Here is a 16,658-nt window from a genome sequence, read left to right as displayed (position 1 = left end):
CTTGCCGACGGTGTTGCGAACGAAGGCGCTGCTGATTGTCGCGTGCGCGACGCTGGCGCTCAACGGCTGCGGCGGTAGCCGCCGAACCGAGCTCGGGCCGCTGAACGCGATCGTCAGTTCGGCGATACCCGCGGGCGTCCAGGAGATCGCCAATCCCCTGCGCGGTCAATACGAAGACTTGCTGGTTCCCCTGTTCCCGCAAGGCAATTCCGCGCAGCAGCGGTATCCGGCCTGGCCGGCGTCATACGACGCGAGCATGCGGGTGTCATGGCGGCAGCTGCAACCACGCGATCCGCGGTCGCTGCCGGCGAATGCTCCCGACGAGGTCAAGTACGACTTCAGCGTGATCGACGATGCGCTGGCCAAGCTGGCCGACCGCAACATGCGGCTTACGCTTCGCGTCTACGCCTACAACTCCTGTTGTGACGCCGTCTATCCCAACGACACCAACATCGAGATCCCGGACTGGGTCCGCGCCCTTCCCGGCGCGAGCACCGAGTACGCCGGGCCGCCGGCGGGCTCATCCACGCGCGGCGTGACGCAAGTTGTGCCCAACTGGAATGACCCCGGATATCTGGACGGGTTTGAACAGCTGCTGGCCGCGCTCGGTCGCCGCTACGACCACGACGAGCGGCTCAGCGTTTTCGAGTTCTCCGGCTACGGGGACTTCAGCGAAGACCACATCGCCTATCTGCGCGACGTGCTGAACGCGCCGGGTCCCGCACCCGACGACAGCGTGGCCGCCCTCGGCTATTACAGCCAGTTCCGCGACCAAAACATCACCATCGCGTCCATCCGGCGGCTGGTCGCGGCCAACGTCAACGCCTTCCCGGGCACGCAGCTGGTCGTCACCGTCGCCAACCCCGAGATCGTGCGTCAGATGCTCGCCGACGACGTCACCAAAAAGCTGGTCGCCCCGGTGGGCATCCGCTCCGACGCGCTCGGCGTCTACGCACCCTTTCCGGTCTGGGCCGACGACAGCGGATCCCGCTACGTGGTGACCAAAGACCCGCTCGTGGCCGATTTGAAGAAGCGGCTGGCCCAAGCGCCGGTGATCACCGAGTGGGGCGGCGCACCGCCGACCAAGACCGACGCCAAGGCCTATTACGTCAAGGGTCTGCGCGACGTGGTCAACTACCACGTATCGATGACGTCGAGCGTGAACTTTCTGGACGCCAATTCGACCACCGCCATGGACCCGCAGCTGTACCTGTTGTGGGCGCAAGCCAACGTCGCGGCGGGCTACCGGTATTCGGTGGAGGCCCGGGCGGGGTCGCAGACAATGCGCGACCGGACCGCCAGGATCGCGGTCACCTGGACGAACTATGGCGCCGCCGCGGCCACCGAGAGATGGGTGCCCGGCTATCGGTTGGTTGATTTCTCCGGCGCGGTCGTCCGGAGTCTGCCGGCGACCGTGGCGTTGAAATCCCTTGTCCACACCGGTGACAACTCCGGTGACCAACCCGTTCCGGTGTCGTCTACCGAGTCGGTAGCCGTGCCACTGACGGGATTGGCCCCGGGCCGCTACCGGCTGCAGGCCTCGGTTGCCTGGCAGCAGCACAAGGCCCAGGGGACGCACGTGGTGAACTATCCGCCGATGGAGTTGGCGCGCGACGGCCGCGACGGCTCCGGTTGGTATTCGATCGCAACGCTTGACGTTCCTCGCGATGCGCTGACCGCTGCCGCCCAGCGATGACGCGGCCTGCGGTTTTGCTCCCGTCATGGGTCATAATGACCGGTGACTTCGCCCGGCCCGGGCAAAGCAGACGAACCCGCGATTTCGACTGTTCGACGCAGGGCAGCTCGGAATCGCGACCACGGGGGTATTAGTGGATTTCCGCACTTTCGCGCGCACTCTGGCTTCGCATTGGAAGCTGTTCGCCGCTGCCTTCCTGGCGTGCCTGATCGGTGCCGCGGCGGTGACCGCATTCCAGACGAAGAGCTATCAATCGTCGGCCACCGTGCTCATCTCGTTTTCCGGTGAGACCGACCTCACCCAGGTGTTCCAGGGCACCCAGGCCGCCCAGGAACGGTTGTCGTCCTACGCGGCGGTGGCCGGCGGGCATGCGGTCGCCGAGCGGGCGGTCAAGCAGCTGAACCTGCCGATCAGCGCGGACGACGTGGCCAGCCGGACCCAAGTGACCTTCACCCCCAAATCGACGCTGTTCACCATCACCGTCACCGACACCGATCCCAAGCGCGCGGCCGCACTGGCGCAGGCAATGGCCGAGCAGTTCACGGCGATCGTCGGCACCCTCGGCGGAAGTCCCCGGGGTCCGGCGCCGGCCGCGCCGGCGAGCAGCCCTGCCCCGCAGACGTCGCCGCCGGCGAACCCCGACGGACAGCCTCAGCCGGGTGAGACGACCGTGGTGCCCACACCGGCTCCGGCCGCCGACCCGCAGCCCGCCACTCCGACCCAGCCACGGCCGGTCGCCCGGGCGACGGTGGTGGAGCAGGCCGGCGTGCCCGATCACCCGTTCAAGCCGGTGCCGCTGCGCAACATGGCCCTGGGCGTGGTGGCCGGTCTGCTGCTCGGCATCGGGGTGGCGCTGACCCGCGAGGCCACCGACCGTACCGTGCGCACCCGCCAGAAACTGGAAGAACTTTCGGGTCTGCGGACGCTGGCGGAGCTACCCGGACGTCGCGGCAACGCCCCACGATATGGCACCGATATCTCCTTCGACGACGCCGTTCGCGGCCTGCGGGCCCGGCTGCTGCGCGCCATGGGCTCCGAATCCCGTCGAGTCTTGCTGGCGGCGCCGTTCGGCGGCGAGGGCACGACGACGACAGCGCTGAATCTGTCCCGGGCGTTCACCGAGCTAGGCGAGGATGTCCTGCTGGTCGAGGGGGACACCCGCCGGCCCGTGATCGCCGGCCTGCTGAAAGTCGAATCCGGGGAGGGGCTGGGCAATGCGCTGGCCAACCCAGATATCGCCGACGAGGTGGTCAAGGCCAGCCCGATTGCGAAGCTGTTCGTCCTGGCGGCGCGCGCGGTCCGCCGCGACACCCTGCCGTGCAGCGCCTACCTGCCCGAGCGGCTGGACCAGGTGCTGCGCGACGTTTCGGCCGCTTTCGACCGCACGGTGGTTGACGGTCCGCCGGTGCTGGCCACCGCCGACTCGGGATTGCTGGCCGGCGCTGTCGACGCCACGGTGTTGGTGGTCCGGGCGGGGCGCACCACCCAGGACGAACTCGCCGACGCGTTGACCGCACTGCGTGCCGCCGGGGCCAACCTGGTCGGCACCGTGCTGACCGATGCCCGGGTGGCCCGGCACGCCAGGGCATCGACGCGCACCTACCGGGCCAAGGTCAGCGGCTCAGCGTGATTCTGTACCTGCGCAGCCGCCAGCGCCTGGCAATGAACGCAGCTTTGCTGGGACTGTTCCTGTTCGGGTGCTTCTTGTTCGGCGTGTTCTCGGTGCGCACCACCGTCTACGGCTTGATGGTGATCGGCGCGATGTTCTGCCTGGTCGTGTACTGGTCGAGACCGGAGGCCATGGTCTGGGTCGCGCTGTTCTTGGCGATGGCGTCGCTGCCGCAGGGCTTACACGTCGGCAAAGTGTTTGGGCCGGTGTCGATCTACGCCTATCACCTGGCCTTGTTGCTGGGCATCTGCTATCTCATTCCCTTCGTGCGGCCGCGGTTTACCGACTTCGTGTTGCCGGCGATGTTCGTGGTCGTCGTGTTGTACTTCGCGGCCGTCGGCTTCGAAACCGGGCATGCCCCGGCGGCTGTGGTGCGCGAAGCCACGTTCCTGCTGGAGATGGTCGCCGGGTTCGTGTTGGCACTGTTGATCGTCACCGGCGACTACATCAAGGGAGTCATGGGCGCGATCGCGGTGATGCTGTGGTTTTCGGCGGGCATGGCGGTGATGGGCTCGTTGCATGGCATCACGCTGGTCGGTCGCGAGGTAGGTGTGGAGACCGGTGAGTCGGTGACCCGCGTCATCACCACGGCCCTGACTCCCGCCGTCGCCGTGCTCACCGCCTTGGTCGCCGCGACCATCGTCGGCCGGGTCCAGCCCGCGACCTACCTCGTCCTTGGCGTTCCCGCCCTCGTCATTGCCCTGCTGGCGTTCTCACGGAACACCCTCATCTCCGCGACCATCGCCGCTGTTGTCGCGTTTCTGGCCAACCTGGGTTGGTCGGCCCTGCGCCGCACCTTCGGCTTCCTTGCCGTCGGCGCGGCGATCCTGGCGGTCACTCTGCCGGGTGCGTTGTTCCTGCTGCAGCATTCGGCGGCCGGGGCATGGCTGAGTGATCAACTCACGGCCTACAGCCACCGGGTCCTCGGTGGCGTGTCGGCCAGTGCGCTGGCCGTCGACCAGTCGACGCTGGACAGGTTGGCCGAAAACGACCATCTGATTCCCGCAATCGGCAAAGCGCCGGTGTTCGGCCACGGGTTGGGGTATGCGTATCAATTGCCGTTCGGAAACGACCCGACCGGGTTCACCGAGACGCTGGGCACCACCTACGCGCACAACTTCTATCTCTGGTGGTTGGTCAAGGCCGGGGCGGTGGGCATGGCGGCCTTTGTGTTGTTCGCCGGTGTGCCAGTGGTGCGGGCGCTGCGTCGCGGTTCGGTGCCGGCCAAGATCAGTGCGGCGGTCTCGGTCGGTCTGCTGGTGATGTGCAACGTCGACCCGCTGCCCGAGGAGTCGCCCAACGGCCTGACGCTGGGCCTGGCACTGGGCGCGGCGATGGCGTTCGCCAGCCTGCGCGGCGGGACACAGCAGACCGACGACGTAGTTGCCGAGTCCGAGCCGGCCGAGCCCGTGCCGGCCGGGATATCCCGGTGAGCTCGCCGGCGGGCACCCTGCGGGTCCTGGTGGTCGGTCCGGCGCCGGCCGGCACAGCCAGCCGCGGCGGGATGGCCACCGTGGCCGCCCTGATGACAGAGCATCCCGACGAGCGAATGTCGATCACGGTGGTGCCGACGTATGTGGACGGCTCACTGGTGCAGCGCCTCGTTGTCGGTGGCCGCGGAATGCTGCGCGCCAGTTGGCTGGTGCTGCGCCGACGGGTCGACGTGCTGCACGTTCATCTGGCCCACGGCGGCAGCGTGATTCGCAAGGCAATGCCCCTGTGGGCGGCGCGGACGGCTGGCGTGCCCGCGGTGATCCACGCGCACAGCTACGACTTCGCCGGCTGGTTCGACCGGCAACCCGCGCCGGTTCGGGCGGCGGTCAGACGCATGCTGGTCGCCGACCGGTGGATGGTTCTGGGTAACGGTCACGTCGCGGAGTACGCGAGCCGACTGGCCATCGATCCCGAGCGAATTGCCGTGCTGCACAACGCTGTCCGGATTCCCGAGTCCTCGGTGGCGCAAGCCGGCGTGGAGCGGGTGCACGTGGTGGCGCTGGGCCGGCTGGGGCTGCGTAAGGGCAGCTACGACGTGATCGCCGCAATCGGGGCATTGCCGGAGTCCGTTCGCAACCGGTTGCGGGTGACCCTCGCCGGTGACGGTGACGTGGCCGGGGTGCAAGCGGCGGTCGACGCCGCCGGATTGAGCGGCACGATTTCGGTGCCGGGCTGGGTCGACTCATCGTCTCGGGACCAATTGCTTTGCGAGGCAAACATTTTCGTGCTTCCGAGCTACGACGAAGGTCTGCCGATGGCGCTGCTGGAGGCGATGGCTTATGGACTGGTGCCGGTGACGACGAGGGTCGGCAGCATCGGCGAGGCGGTCACAGATGGCGTGAACGGCTTTCTGGTGCCACCGGGTCGTCCGGACGAGATCGCCCGGGCGCTGACCGCGCTGGTCGATGACGAGCGGTTGCGAGTGCGCTTGGCCGAGGCGGCACGTGGCCGCGCCGCCGACTTCGCGCTGGAACGCTGGCACCAGCGTTTGACTCAGCTGTGGACCGACCTGGCCGGTGACCGGCCTGCAATCCGTTGAGCTAAGGCGCTTTTGGTTCGGGATCGCTCCGCGACAGTGCCGCTAGGCGAGACAACTCGTCACCTTCATGCTCGCCGCGTGTCTCGTATTTGCGTTTCAGCTTCAGCACGGGGGTCTCGAAGAACCGGAAGCTCAAGTACGCCAAGGGAATCACCGCGATGAGAGTGACCACAAACAGCGGGATTCCTTCGTGCTCGCCGGTCACTATCCGGGCCACGTTCGCGCACAGGTTGTGGAGCAGGTAAACGCCGTAGCTGATCACTCCGACGAAGGCCAGCGGGCGCCAGCGCAGCATGGGGTGCAACGGCGTCCACTCGACGATGCAGGTAGCGACCACCACCAAGACCATCAGGACCTCGACGACCTGCAGCGGCGTGTCTGCGATGATCGCCAACGCCAGCAGCAGCGCGGCGACCGGCGCCGACCACAGGCGCCCGGCGACCGCGCTCACCGCGGCGAAACCACGCCTGGTGGTGAGCACCAGCGCTGCGGCGGCACCCAGCAGGATCGGCAGCGACAGGCTCGCCGGAATGCGCCACGGCATGACCGACGCGTCCGTCATCAGGCCGACGCCTTGCGATACGGCGATCAGCACGACCAAGACGGCGAGCGACGGCCAGACCCGCTTGCCGCCGGTGATCATCAGCGTCGTCACCAGCAGCGGCGGCCACAGCAGATAGAACTGTTCCTCGGTGGCCAGCGACCAGGCGAAATTGAACGTCACTTGATGGCCGGAGCTGGAGAACCAGTTGTAGGTATACGTCGCGAACGCCGGCAGATGATGGAAGAACTGAATACCTTCCGGGGTGTGCCGTCGGGTCGCAGCAACCAGCCCGACGTAGATCAGCAGCGCCAAGTAGTACAGCGGGAAGATGCGCAGGGCGCGGCGTGCGTAGAACTTGCGCAACGAAATCGCGCCGACGGCATCTCGTTCGCGCAGCAGCAGGCTGGTGATGAGAAAGCCGCTGATCGCGAAGAAGAAGTCCACCCCCAGGAACCCCTTTTGCAGGAACGACGGAGCCGGACTGCCCGACGTGTGCTGCCACACCACCGCAATCACGCTCAAGGCCCGGCAACCGTCTAGTGCGCTGAATCGTCGGATCGCCATGAAGCGATCGAAGTTCGCGGGCAGCCAACCGGATTTCGGCTCGGTGGCGCGGCGGCGAGGGCGGCCGAAGGCGCGGGCGGCGGCGGCCATCCCCGGCAGCCTCCGGGCCGGCACCGTGCCAACCGATTGCGGCGTCATCGCGCCGTCCCGGTGACGGCCGGCACGCGGGGGGAACGGCGCAGCACCTCGGTGATGACGTCCAGCAGGCCGTCGGCGCAGTGGTCGACCGCGAATCGCTGGTTGAAGTGGCGCACCGCTTCGGCGCCGCGCCGCGCCGCGGTCAACGGATCGGCCAGCTCGTCGAACGCGGCCGCGAGCCCGTCGACGTCGTCGACACCGATCGGTGGGCACCCCGGCGGCTGGAACTCCGGCAGTCCGCCGGCCACCGACACGATCGGCATGACGCCAAGTTGCATCGACACCACCTGCACCCCGCTCTGGGACGCGCGCCGGTAGTGCACAACCGAACCCTTTGCGCGTGCCAGCGTGGTGAGGATGTCGACGTAGCGGTACTTGCCGGCCTGCCAGCGGGTGTGTTCGGGCAAGGTGTCGGGGTTCAGGGCGCCGTCGCCGATGAGCACCAGCTCATCGCCGCGCCACGCCGGCCCGGCCACATGCTGCTGCCAGGCCCGCAACACCACGTCGAGGTTCTTGTACGGATTCAGCCGTCCGATCATCACCAGATCGCGGCGGCCGTCGGCGTCGACGAAGGGAGGCACCAGGTCGGCAGCGAGGTCGCTGCTGAGCGGCAGCACGTGGATCGGGTGACCGGCCACGTCTCGCCGGCCGGCGATCGCGGCGGCCACATGCTGGCTGTAGACGACGGTGGCCGTCGAGCGGGCGCCCCAGCGGTCGAACACCGCGCGCTCGTACGGGCGTCGCTGTTCGACGGCGTCTTTCGGGTTGTCGTCATGCACCAACTGGAGGCGCGGTGCCGAGCCGGCCAAGGCCATCCAGCGCGGATCGTTGACCAACTCGGCGATCACGATGTGCGGCCGATAGTCGCGCACCCTGCGCCAGGCGCCCAGGCAGGCCGGCCAGGTGGCCGCGGCGCGGACACGCGGGTCGAGCACCAGCTCGTAGGGCCGAGCCGCGTCGGCTTCCGGATGGTGGTGGTCGGTGGTCACCAGCAGGACGTCGACTCCCCGTCGGCGCAAGGCGTCGGCCTGGACCCGCGCCAGGGGCCGCATCCACGGCGAAAGCCACAGCACCCTAAGCGAATTCACTGCCGCCGCCCTTCCGCGAGCAGACGCAAAATCACCCGTTTTCGTGCCGAAAAGGGTGATTTTGCGTCTGCTCGGCCAATCACTTGCGTGTCTCCACCACCGCCGTCAGCATGTGCCGGTAGAGCCATCCCAGCGCCGGCAGCGTCGCCTTCGGCGCGGCCGGAAGACGAAGCCCGATCTTGTCCTGTGCGCTCAGCCGTGCGTCACAACGCAATCCGTGCCGCTCCATGGTGGCGATGCTGCTGCGCAATGACCGGTAATAGGTCTCCTCCTCGCTGAACCGGTGAAAGATCTCGACCCGGTCACGAAACGGGAACTGCGTGAAATATGGTGCGGCGAGCCCGCATCGCAGGGCCGCCGCCACCGCGGCACGGCGTAACCGGCCCTTGGGCAGCCAGTGCACGAACGGCGACCTGAGGTGGCTTTCGACGGGACGCCATTTGGCGTCCCAGATGTGCAGCCCGCTCGCGCCTGGTGCCGAGATCCGCGCCACCTCTGCGGCGAATGCTTCCAGATCTGCGATGTGTTCGATGACCTGGTCGGACAACACTACGTCAAACATGTTGTCTGCGAACGGATAGCTGAAGTCGTGGTTGATTACCCGCAAGCGGGTGGGATCGTCACCGTGCGCCTCCAGGTATTGGCGGCCCCGCTGTATGTACTCCGGCGAGATATCGATCCCATAGGCGTCCCAACCCTGCCCGCGCAGCCACGCCACGGTGTCGCCGCGGCCGCAGCCAATGTCGATGATGCGCAATGACTTCCGGTCGCCGCGCCGGTGCGCTAGCTGCCGAGACAGATACCGTTGCACGTATTCCTGTGGCGCGGACGGCGTTTCAAGGGGGTGGTTCTTGGTGTCTTCGTGGTGCTCGGCGAAATTCGGCAGCGTTGGCTTGTCGTCTACTAGGTGCATTGGCGGTCTCAATTCAGTATGTCGACTGACCAGCGCCCGTCGAGTTGCGGAAACTTCTGCCGTACCTCGTCGTAGAGGTCCGGCAGTGTCAGCAGCACCCGGTCGGGATCCGCCGCGATGAGCTGCTCGGGCGAGACGATAACCACGTCGGTGCCGGGTATCCGGCGCCCCTGTTTGGCCGGTGACGCGTCGGCGACAGCGCGCACCAGCCGCCGATCGACCCCCGCGATGCTGAACAGCGCACCGACGCGGGAGCCGGCGCCATACCCGTAGACCGTGCGCCCGCCGCCTGCCTGCGCCAGCAGCCAGTCCCGCAGCCGCGCGATGTGGTCTTGAGCGGAGTGCTGCAGTCGTTGTACGACGGCCGGCTCGGTGATGCCGAACTCCCTTTCGCGCCGCAAGATGTCGGTGACGCTCCGGTCGGGTTGGGCGTTGCCGTGCACCGCGGCAACCAAGACGGTTCCTCCGTACAGGTCGAACTCCCACGCTGAGGCTATGCTCATGCCGGCCGCCGCCAGCAGCCGCGTCAACGCCGTCAGCGAGTAGTAAGCAAAGTGGCCGTGGCGCAGCGAATTCCACTGGCCCTTCTGCACAATCGTCAACAACGAGTGGAATTGCAGGAGTAGAACCCCGTCCGGCGCGGTCGCGTCGGCGCGCAGTTGGAATGCCGCACGCTGGTCCGAATCATGCATGATGCCAAAGGAATCGAGCACCACGGAGGCTGGTTCGGTAGCACGCTCGATCGTCGAGTAACCGCGGTCGACCAGTAGCGGCAGCCACGACCCGCCATGTGGGCTGCCGAATTCGCGAACGGTGCTTCCGCGTAACCAGCCCGCGCCGGCCACCTGCCGGATAGCGTCCACAGCCTGGTCGCGCAAGGCCTGAGGCTCGACGCCGCGCGGTTCGGCTGTCTCGGTGTCGTCGTGCGCGAGTTGGGCCAGTCCGCAATGAACGCACAGATCCATCGCGAGCGGATGCGACGTCTCCTCGGGGGTCACGGGTTCGCCGGCCAGCGGAAAATGGTCTGCCGCCGGCACCGTGCCCAAGTCGAGGACGCGATCAAGGTGGGTACCATCACAGGCCCGACAGGTCATGGCCGCACCGCGACACGCGTCTGGCGTATCAATGTGCTTCGCGTACAACGCATTCCGGATCATGGTCGTCGCGCCGGATGTAAGGTCGGAAGGGGGAAGAAAAGCTGGCCGCCCCACTGCGAGAGGTAACCGAGCTGCTCAGTCAGTTCGGTTTCGAGGTTCCACGGCAGCGCCAGCACCACGTCCGGCCGGTCCTCGGCGAGGCGCTCCGGCTCGTATATCGGGATGCGGGTGCCGGGCGTGAAACGGCCATGCTTGTAGGGATTGCGGTCGACGGTGTATTCCAGCAGATCGCTGCGAATCCCGCAGTAGTTGAGCAGGGTGTTGCCCTTGCCGGGCGCACCGTAACCGACCACGCGCTTGCCCTCGGCACGGCACTGCAACAAGAACCGCAGCAGCGCATGGCGGGTGGCCTCGGTCTGCGGACGCAACTGTAGGTAGCCGTCGGCGCGATGCAGCCCGGCCGCATCCTCGGCGCGCAGCACCTTTTCCACCCGGTCTGTCGGCGGCCCGGCGACTTCGGCGGACCGCGCCCAGACCCGGATCGACCCGCCGTGGGTCGGCAAAACTTCGACGTCGACGACGGCCAGCCCGGCGGTGGCGAGGGCGTTGATGGCCGAGAACAGCGTGTAGTACTGGAAATGCTCGTGGTAAATCGTGTCGAACTGGCCAAGTTTCACCAGATGCAGCGCGTGGTGCACTTCGATGCTCAGCCAGCCGTCGTCGGCGAGCAGCCGGCGCAAGGCCCGGGTGAAGCCGCGCAGATCAGGGATGTGTGCATAGACGTTGTTGGCGACCACCAGGTCAGCCGGGCCATGTTCGTCGCGAATGCCCTGGGCTATCTGCGGGTCGAGAAACGCTGACACCGTGGGCACATCGCGGTCGCGGGCGGCCGCACCCACATTCAGCGACGGCTCGATGCCCAGGCACGGCACGCCCGCGGTGACGAAATGTTGCAACAGGTAGCCGTCGTTGCTGGCGACCTCCACCACGAAAGATTCCGGACCGAGCTTCAGGCGTCGTACGGTGTCGGTGACATAGCTCTTGGCATGCTGCACCCAGCTATCCGAGTAGGAGGCGAAGTAGGCGTATTCGTTGAATGTCTCCTCGGGCGTGATCAGAGCCGGGATCTGCAAGAGCAGACAGTCCTCGCACACCCGCAGATGCAGCGGAAAGGTGGGTTCTGGCAGGTCGAGCTCGTCGGCCGTGAGGAACTTTTCGCACGGCGGAGTCGCCCCGAGGTCCAAGACGCTGAGCAGCCGGTCCGAATCGCATAGGCGGCAAGTCATTCCAGTTTCGATTTTCGGCGTGCGCGATCTCGTTTCACTCGGCGTCGGCGTCGGCGGCGCGGGTGCGGGCTGGGGCTTTCGCATCGCACTCAACGGGTTAGATAGCTTGACAGCCAACTGCTCAGACCTCCTTGGTTGCCGACGACGCGAAATCTTGCGAACGGGCGTCCATTGGGATCGCGGCGAACGCGGGATCGAAAGTTGCTGGGGCACTGCGTATCTGCTGTGCCAGTCGTCGCGTGCTGTGGTAGATGAGCCCGCCCAGGCCGTGCTGATACAGCCACAGACTGTTGTGCTGCCCCGCGAAGGACGCTTCCCCGGCCATGGCACCCCAGGGCGTGAAACCGCTGCCCAGCCCCACGCCGAATACGCCGGCAACGGGGGTGCCGTCGGCGGCGAGCAGGCGAGCGTCTGCCCTGACGGCCGGGCCGGTGCTGGCCAACGGCACCCGACGGCCGTTCGCGTCGTAGATCGGGATGGTCGCCAGGCGATATCCGAGGGCCGGGACGATCAGGTCTGCGTCGTCGAGCAGTCTCTTCAGCTCGGCACGCGTCAGGCCGGCAATCGGCATGATGAGGGCGCGCTCCTCCCGCTGTGTTCCCGGTTTGCCGTGTATACGCCGCCATATTTCGCGGCCGTCGCCCTGTAATCCGCCGAGCCGGTGCACCTCACCGGTGGCCTGGCAGACATCGCGTTCGGAGAACTCGTAGTTATCGGCCCATGCCGCACCGCGCGAAACGTACGTGGGGCGCGGTTCGCTGCGATGGAGGATGTGCACGCCGCGCGGGCCGAAGCTCAGCCCGGGGACTTCTTCCAGCAGCGTCCATGCCGCCGCAAAGGCGCTGTGCGACCCGCCCACTATGACCACTTGCGGCTCACGGTCGGTGCGGGCGAGCCGTCGCGCCACCTCCTGAGCGCCGCCGCGCGTCAGCAGCCGATGGCTGGCGAAAATCTTGCTCCGCCAATCGCCCAAGTACAGGCCACTGCCGAGCTCTACGCCAGTCCACGCGGTATTCGGCCGCCCGCCCAGTGCGACGACGGCGCTGGCCGCGCGGATGACGCTGCGCCCCCCGTCGTCGGTTGCGACCAACACAGCGATCGATCCGTCGCGTTCTTGGCGGATTGCCAGCGCGGTTGCGCCGGTCAGGGCGCGGCTGTTCGGATGGCGGGCGAACTCCCTTAGCAGGCCGGCACCGAGGCACCGCTGGAAACGGCTGACCAGCCGCAGCGCCGGCCTGCACCCGCGCCAGCGTTCCAGCTGGGCCGTCACGGGATCGGCCCTCAGCTCCGCCAACAGGGGCTCACAGTGCGGCCCGTCGAGACATTCCAGGAATGTCGTGCCCAGCGAGCCTGCGTTCAGTGGGTATTGGCCGAGCGTGCCGCCGAGCTGGCTGGCCTGCTCGACCAGGGCGACTCCGCTGTCGAGCCATGCGCCCAGGCGCCCGTGCCGCGCGGCCCAGACGAGTGCTCCCGTTCCGGCCGGACCGCCGCCCAAGATCACCGTTTCGTACATCGGCGCAAACTCTTCGCCGGCCGTCGGATGACGGTGCTCGTCGCGCCGAATTCTTCCGGAAATCGTTGTCTTCCAGCCTGATCCGATGCTCATGCGGCACCTCTTGCTGGTGCGCCTAGCACCTCGTCGATCGCATCGATGTAGGCATCGGCCATTGCTTCCACCGTGTAGTGCTTGGTCATTCGCTCGAAGCCCCGCCGGCCGACCGATGGCAATGCGGCGGGGTCGGACAGGATCTCGGCCAGCCGCTTCCGCCATCCCGCCACCGTGATGTCGTCGACCAGGAATCCTGCCTTGCCGAAATCGAGCATTTCCGGCACGGCACAAACCGCCGATGAGACCACGGGGATGGCGCGGGCCATCGCCTCGAGGATGACCAAGGGGAACGTCTCGCAGCGGCTCGGCATGCACAGCAGGTCGGCGGCCGCGAGGGCTGGTCCGGGGCCGTCCGACCATCCGCGCCAGTGCACCCGATCGCGTAACTCGGCGGGGGTACGGGCCTCCAGCCTGGCGCGGTCGGGCCCGTCGCCGAATATGGAGAGCGTCCAAGGCATTTCGGTCAGACCCGCGAGCGCCTCGATCAGCAGATGCGGATTTTTGAACTCCTCGATCCGGGACAGCATGACCAGCCGGACCGGCTCGTCGGCGGCCCGCATCCGCGGTGTGGGTGGTCCGGGAACCACGACGCCGTTGGGTGCCACGAAGTGCCGCCGCGTGAATCGATGGTGTTCGCCGAGCATGTCCCAATGTCGCTGAGCCAGCATGACGAAACCGTCTGCGCGGTTCATGGCGGCGACCAACGGACGGGAGTAGATCGGCATGTCCGGGTGAGTGTGCGGGGCCACCAGCCAGCGCCGGTTGCCGCCCGACGCCCGCCACACTGTGGCAAATCCCGTCTCGGTGTTGGTGTCCCCACTGATCACCACCGCAGGACCGGCCGGCAGGTCGACGTGCGGCGCCCACCACGGCTGGCGAACCACGCGCACGCTGTGCGGAATCTCCTTGATCAACGGGCCGAACCGTTGGACGCAGGCGATGGTGACCGGGTAGCCGCGGCGCGCCAATTCGGCTGCCAGCACCGACTTCTGGCGTTCGGCGCCGCCGTAGACCAGCCGGTTGGTGGTGATGACGATCGCCGGCAGGCCCGTGCTCGGCGTTGCGCACGCCGCTCGGCGTGCGGCGCGTTTCGAGCGTTGCAGGCGGTCCAATAGGGTTGTGCCGGCCAGGTATACGTCGCCGTGGTGGACGGTGGCCTGACGTTCCAGCATGAGCGCGGTGTTGGCGCGCAGCAGGTCTCGGTTCCGGCGGCGCTCCTCGGCCGAGACGTCGCCGCCATGCGCCGAATCGGGGCCACCGGAAGCGTTCACCGACGCGGTGCCGTGATCAACGCCGAGCTCGTCGGCGAGCACCACGCGCCAGCCCGCAGCGCGGGCGCGCGTCTGCCAGTCGACGTCCTCGCCGTACAGGAAGAACTCCTCGTCGAAGCCCCCGACGGAATCCCAGGCCGCACGGCTGATCGCCAGGCACGCACCCGCGATATAGCCATCGATTTCTTGCGATTCCGCCGGCTGTCGGGCATACAGCTGTGAGAGCGGTGTGCCCCGCAGCAAGTCCGAGTAACCGCTGGCGGCCACCAGGGCACGGACCAGCTTGGTACGTCGGCGCGCGACATCCCACGTGACCCGGCGTGGGGCGGCAGCGTCACGCACCGTCGGCGACACGGCGGCCACCCAGGGCTGTTGCAGCAACTCCCGGGTACGGGTCAGCGGGCCACGCAGCCGGGTATCGGCATTCATCAAAAGCAGATCGGTGTCGGGCGGTGTGTGTTTCACCAGCGCGTTAAAGGCCGCCGCAAAGCCAAGATTCACCGATCCGAGCACCCAATGCACCTCGGGATGACGGGCCGCCAGCTCCTGACGGCCAGGGTAGGCATCGCCGCTGTTCTCGTAGACATAGACCGGCAGCCCGGGCAGCTGCTCGGCGACGCTGGCCAGGCTTTGCTCCACCAGATCGTGGCTCTTGTAGGTCACGATCAGCACGGCAAGCGGCCGCTGCGGCATGGCGGCGGGCACGTTTTCGGTGCCGACGGTCGGGCATGTGCGAGACATCTCCGTCGTCATGTCGCCACCTGATTCCGGTAGAGCGAGGTCAGCATCGACCAGTTCACGGGGCCGATCGCCAGGCTGACGGCCAGATACACGGCGGCAGCGGTCACCAGGGTCACTACCACGTGCTGGCCCGAAAGCAGAAGTGCGGCAGCGGCACTGGCCGCGGTCGGGATCAGTGTCCGCAGCAGGAACAGGCCCGGGCCGCGGTAGTCGCACTGACGGCGCAGACGCAAGCTGGCGAAGACCAACCCGAACAGCTCGGTGCACACCAACGCGGCGGCGGCGCCAACCGCGCCGAACCGCCCGTCCAGCGCCAGGTTCAGCGCAATGTTGAAAGCCAGTGCCACGAGGAACAACCGGAAGAAGTAGCGCTGCTGGTGGCTGGCGAACAGGCCCTGGCCCAAGGTCGCGGAGACGAATCGCAACGCGACCGCGATGAACAGCAACCCCAGAGTGGGCGTCCCACGGCCGACGTAGGCCGCGTCACCCAACAGTCCGATGAGAGGCCCGGCCAGTACTGCGCCGACGACGGCGACCGGGATGGCCACGAAATACATCAGTTCGACGCTGCGCCGCATGAAGTGGGCGAACGCCGCAACGTCGCGGGAGAACAGGCCGGTAGCCGTCGACAACGTCGACTTGAGGAAGAAGGTCGACAACGCTTCGGTGTTGAACGCGATGATGTAGGCCAGCCCGTAGACGCCGACCTCGGCATGACTGCTCACCAACGACAGGATCACACCGTCGGTGCGCCAATAGAGGATCCCAACCACCATTACACCCATCAGCGGGAGGCTTTCCCGCAGTAGGTCTTTGGCTTCGGCCGGGGCGAAGACGGGGCGCAGGGAGATGTGCCGGGCCGCGGCCGCGCCCTGGATCACGAGCTGCAGCAGGGGCGGCAGGAGCTGCGCGACGGCGAACCAGATGACGTCTGCTCGATGTGTCACCAGCCAGGTGATGAGTGCCAGGGTGACCAGCCGCCCGGCGACGTCGGAGAAGGCCACCGCGGAGAACCGGACGGTGGCCAAGAACACCGGCTCGAATCGGGTCTTCATGGTCAGCATCAACAGCTGCCCGGACAACACCACCAGCATCACCCGCACGTCGGTGTCCCGGTAGATCATCAATCCGCACAGCGCCGCAACCGTCGCCAGCGGAACGCAATACACCAGTGACAGGCCGCTATTGACCCGGACCAGCCGCTCCAGGTCACCTCGACCGGCGGTCACACGGCGCACGATCACCGTGCCGATTCCCAGATCGGCCAGGCTGGTCCACATGCCGATGAAGGCGACCGCGATGGTGAGCTGCCCGTAACGCCCCGGGCCAAGGTAACGAGCCGTCATCGCCACCGAGATCACCGAGGCCAGCATTCCCAGTGCACGACAGATCATTTGGATGAGCACCGCATAGGCAATCCGCGTCGGCTGCACCGGGGCAGGCGTTGTCGCGACCGGCGATTCGGGGTCGACGGCCCAGGCGGTCTTCATTGCCGGCTCAGTCATGGCT

12 protein-coding genes are annotated in these 16,658 nt (G+C 67.2%); 4 read left to right on the top strand and 8 right to left on the bottom strand.

The genetic code is table 11. From position 1 onward, the window contains the following. Position 1 precedes the first annotated feature (1 nt). The 4 genes from AC5Y2L_RS25695 to AC5Y2L_RS25680 all read left to right on the top strand — a co-directional run bounded on the left by AC5Y2L_RS25695 (position 2) and on the right by AC5Y2L_RS25680 (position 5,898). A complete protein-coding gene (locus AC5Y2L_RS25695; RefSeq protein WP_499937979.1) occupies positions 2 to 1,696 on the top strand; it encodes a hypothetical protein in 1,695 nt (564 codons plus the stop codon). 133 nt (positions 1,697 to 1,829) lie between these two features. Continuing rightward, positions 1,830 to 3,326 carry a tyrosine-protein kinase domain-containing protein gene (locus AC5Y2L_RS25690; RefSeq protein WP_499937981.1) on the top strand — a complete coding sequence of 499 codons (1,497 nt, stop codon included), beginning with the start codon at positions 1,830 to 1,832 and terminating at the stop codon, positions 3,324 to 3,326. A 32-nt stretch (positions 3,327 to 3,358) separates the two neighbouring features. Beyond that, a complete protein-coding gene (locus AC5Y2L_RS25685) occupies positions 3,359 to 4,798 on the top strand; it encodes an O-antigen ligase family protein (protein WP_499937983.1) in 1,440 nt (479 codons plus the stop codon). Further along, positions 4,795 to 5,898, top strand: coding sequence for a glycosyltransferase family 4 protein (locus AC5Y2L_RS25680; RefSeq protein WP_499937985.1), 1,104 nt, complete (start codon positions 4,795 to 4,797; stop codon positions 5,896 to 5,898). The genes AC5Y2L_RS25685 and AC5Y2L_RS25680 overlap by 4 nt, the downstream gene beginning before the upstream one ends. A 1-nt stretch (position 5,899) precedes the next feature. On the opposite strand, the gene AC5Y2L_RS25675 is transcribed toward AC5Y2L_RS25680, so the two are convergent. The 8 genes from AC5Y2L_RS25675 to AC5Y2L_RS25640 form a co-directional block, all read right to left on the bottom strand. After that, a complete protein-coding gene (locus AC5Y2L_RS25675) occupies positions 5,900 to 7,144 on the bottom strand; it encodes an acyltransferase family protein (protein ID WP_499937987.1) in 1,245 nt (414 codons plus the stop codon). Then, complete coding sequence (locus AC5Y2L_RS25670; RefSeq protein WP_499938094.1) at positions 7,141 to 8,217, bottom strand: glycosyltransferase family 4 protein; 1,077 nt, start codon at positions 8,215 to 8,217, stop codon at positions 7,141 to 7,143. Before AC5Y2L_RS25670 ends, AC5Y2L_RS25675 begins: the two co-directional genes overlap by 4 nt. Positions 8,218 to 8,311: 94 nt before the next feature. Continuing rightward, the gene (locus AC5Y2L_RS25665; RefSeq protein ID WP_499937989.1) at positions 8,312 to 9,145 is read right to left on the bottom strand and encodes a class I SAM-dependent methyltransferase; all 834 of its coding nucleotides are present in this window, start codon (positions 9,143 to 9,145) and stop codon (positions 8,312 to 8,314) included. A gap of 8 nt (positions 9,146 to 9,153) precedes the next feature. After that, complete coding sequence (locus AC5Y2L_RS25660; protein ID WP_499937991.1) at positions 9,154 to 10,239, bottom strand: class I SAM-dependent methyltransferase; 1,086 nt, start codon at positions 10,237 to 10,239, stop codon at positions 9,154 to 9,156. A gap of 59 nt (positions 10,240 to 10,298) precedes the next feature. Beyond that, the gene (locus AC5Y2L_RS25655) at positions 10,299 to 11,528 is read right to left on the bottom strand and encodes a class I SAM-dependent methyltransferase (RefSeq protein ID WP_499937993.1); all 1,230 of its coding nucleotides are present in this window, start codon (positions 11,526 to 11,528) and stop codon (positions 10,299 to 10,301) included. A gap of 121 nt (positions 11,529 to 11,649) precedes the next feature. Further along, complete coding sequence (locus AC5Y2L_RS25650; protein WP_499937995.1) at positions 11,650 to 13,134, bottom strand: hypothetical protein; 1,485 nt, start codon at positions 13,132 to 13,134, stop codon at positions 11,650 to 11,652. After that, positions 13,131 to 15,161: a glycosyltransferase gene (locus AC5Y2L_RS25645; RefSeq protein ID WP_499937997.1), complete on the bottom strand. Its 2,031-nt coding sequence runs from the start codon at positions 15,159 to 15,161 to the stop codon at positions 13,131 to 13,133. Before AC5Y2L_RS25645 ends, AC5Y2L_RS25650 begins: the two co-directional genes overlap by 4 nt. Next, positions 15,158 to 16,654 (bottom strand): oligosaccharide flippase family protein, encoded by a 1,497-nt coding sequence (locus AC5Y2L_RS25640; protein WP_499937999.1) that lies wholly within the window; start codon positions 16,652 to 16,654, stop codon positions 15,158 to 15,160. The genes AC5Y2L_RS25645 and AC5Y2L_RS25640 overlap by 4 nt, the downstream gene beginning before the upstream one ends. Between the last annotated feature and the right edge of the window lie 4 nt (positions 16,655 to 16,658).

This window comes from Mycobacterium sp. NGS66 (assembly GCF_059812225.1).
This window is presented reverse-complemented; position numbering and strand designations above follow the sequence as displayed.

Bases quoted from the DNA above. Each gene is read 5' to 3' on its own strand.
- AC5Y2L_RS25655 (WP_499937993.1), bottom strand. From the start codon at position 11,528: ATGACTTGCCGCCTATGCGATTCGGACCGGCTGCTCAGCGTCTTGGAC.
- AC5Y2L_RS25675 (WP_499937987.1), bottom strand. From the start codon at position 7,144: ATGACGCCGCAATCGGTTGGCACGGTGCCGGCCCGGAGGCTGCCGGGG.
- AC5Y2L_RS25640 (WP_499937999.1), bottom strand. From the start codon at position 16,654: ATGACTGAGCCGGCAATGAAGACCGCCTGGGCCGTCGACCCCGAATCG.
- AC5Y2L_RS25650 (WP_499937995.1), bottom strand. From the start codon at position 13,134: ATGAGCATCGGATCAGGCTGGAAGACAACGATTTCCGGAAGAATTCGG.
- AC5Y2L_RS25645 (WP_499937997.1), bottom strand. From the start codon at position 15,161: ATGACGACGGAGATGTCTCGCACATGCCCGACCGTCGGCACCGAAAAC.
- AC5Y2L_RS25660 (WP_499937991.1), bottom strand. From the start codon at position 10,239: ATGACCTGTCGGGCCTGTGATGGTACCCACCTTGATCGCGTCCTCGAC.
- AC5Y2L_RS25685 (WP_499937983.1), top strand. From the start codon at position 3,359: ATGAACGCAGCTTTGCTGGGACTGTTCCTGTTCGGGTGCTTCTTGTTC.
- AC5Y2L_RS25665 (WP_499937989.1), bottom strand. From the start codon at position 9,145: ATGCACCTAGTAGACGACAAGCCAACGCTGCCGAATTTCGCCGAGCAC.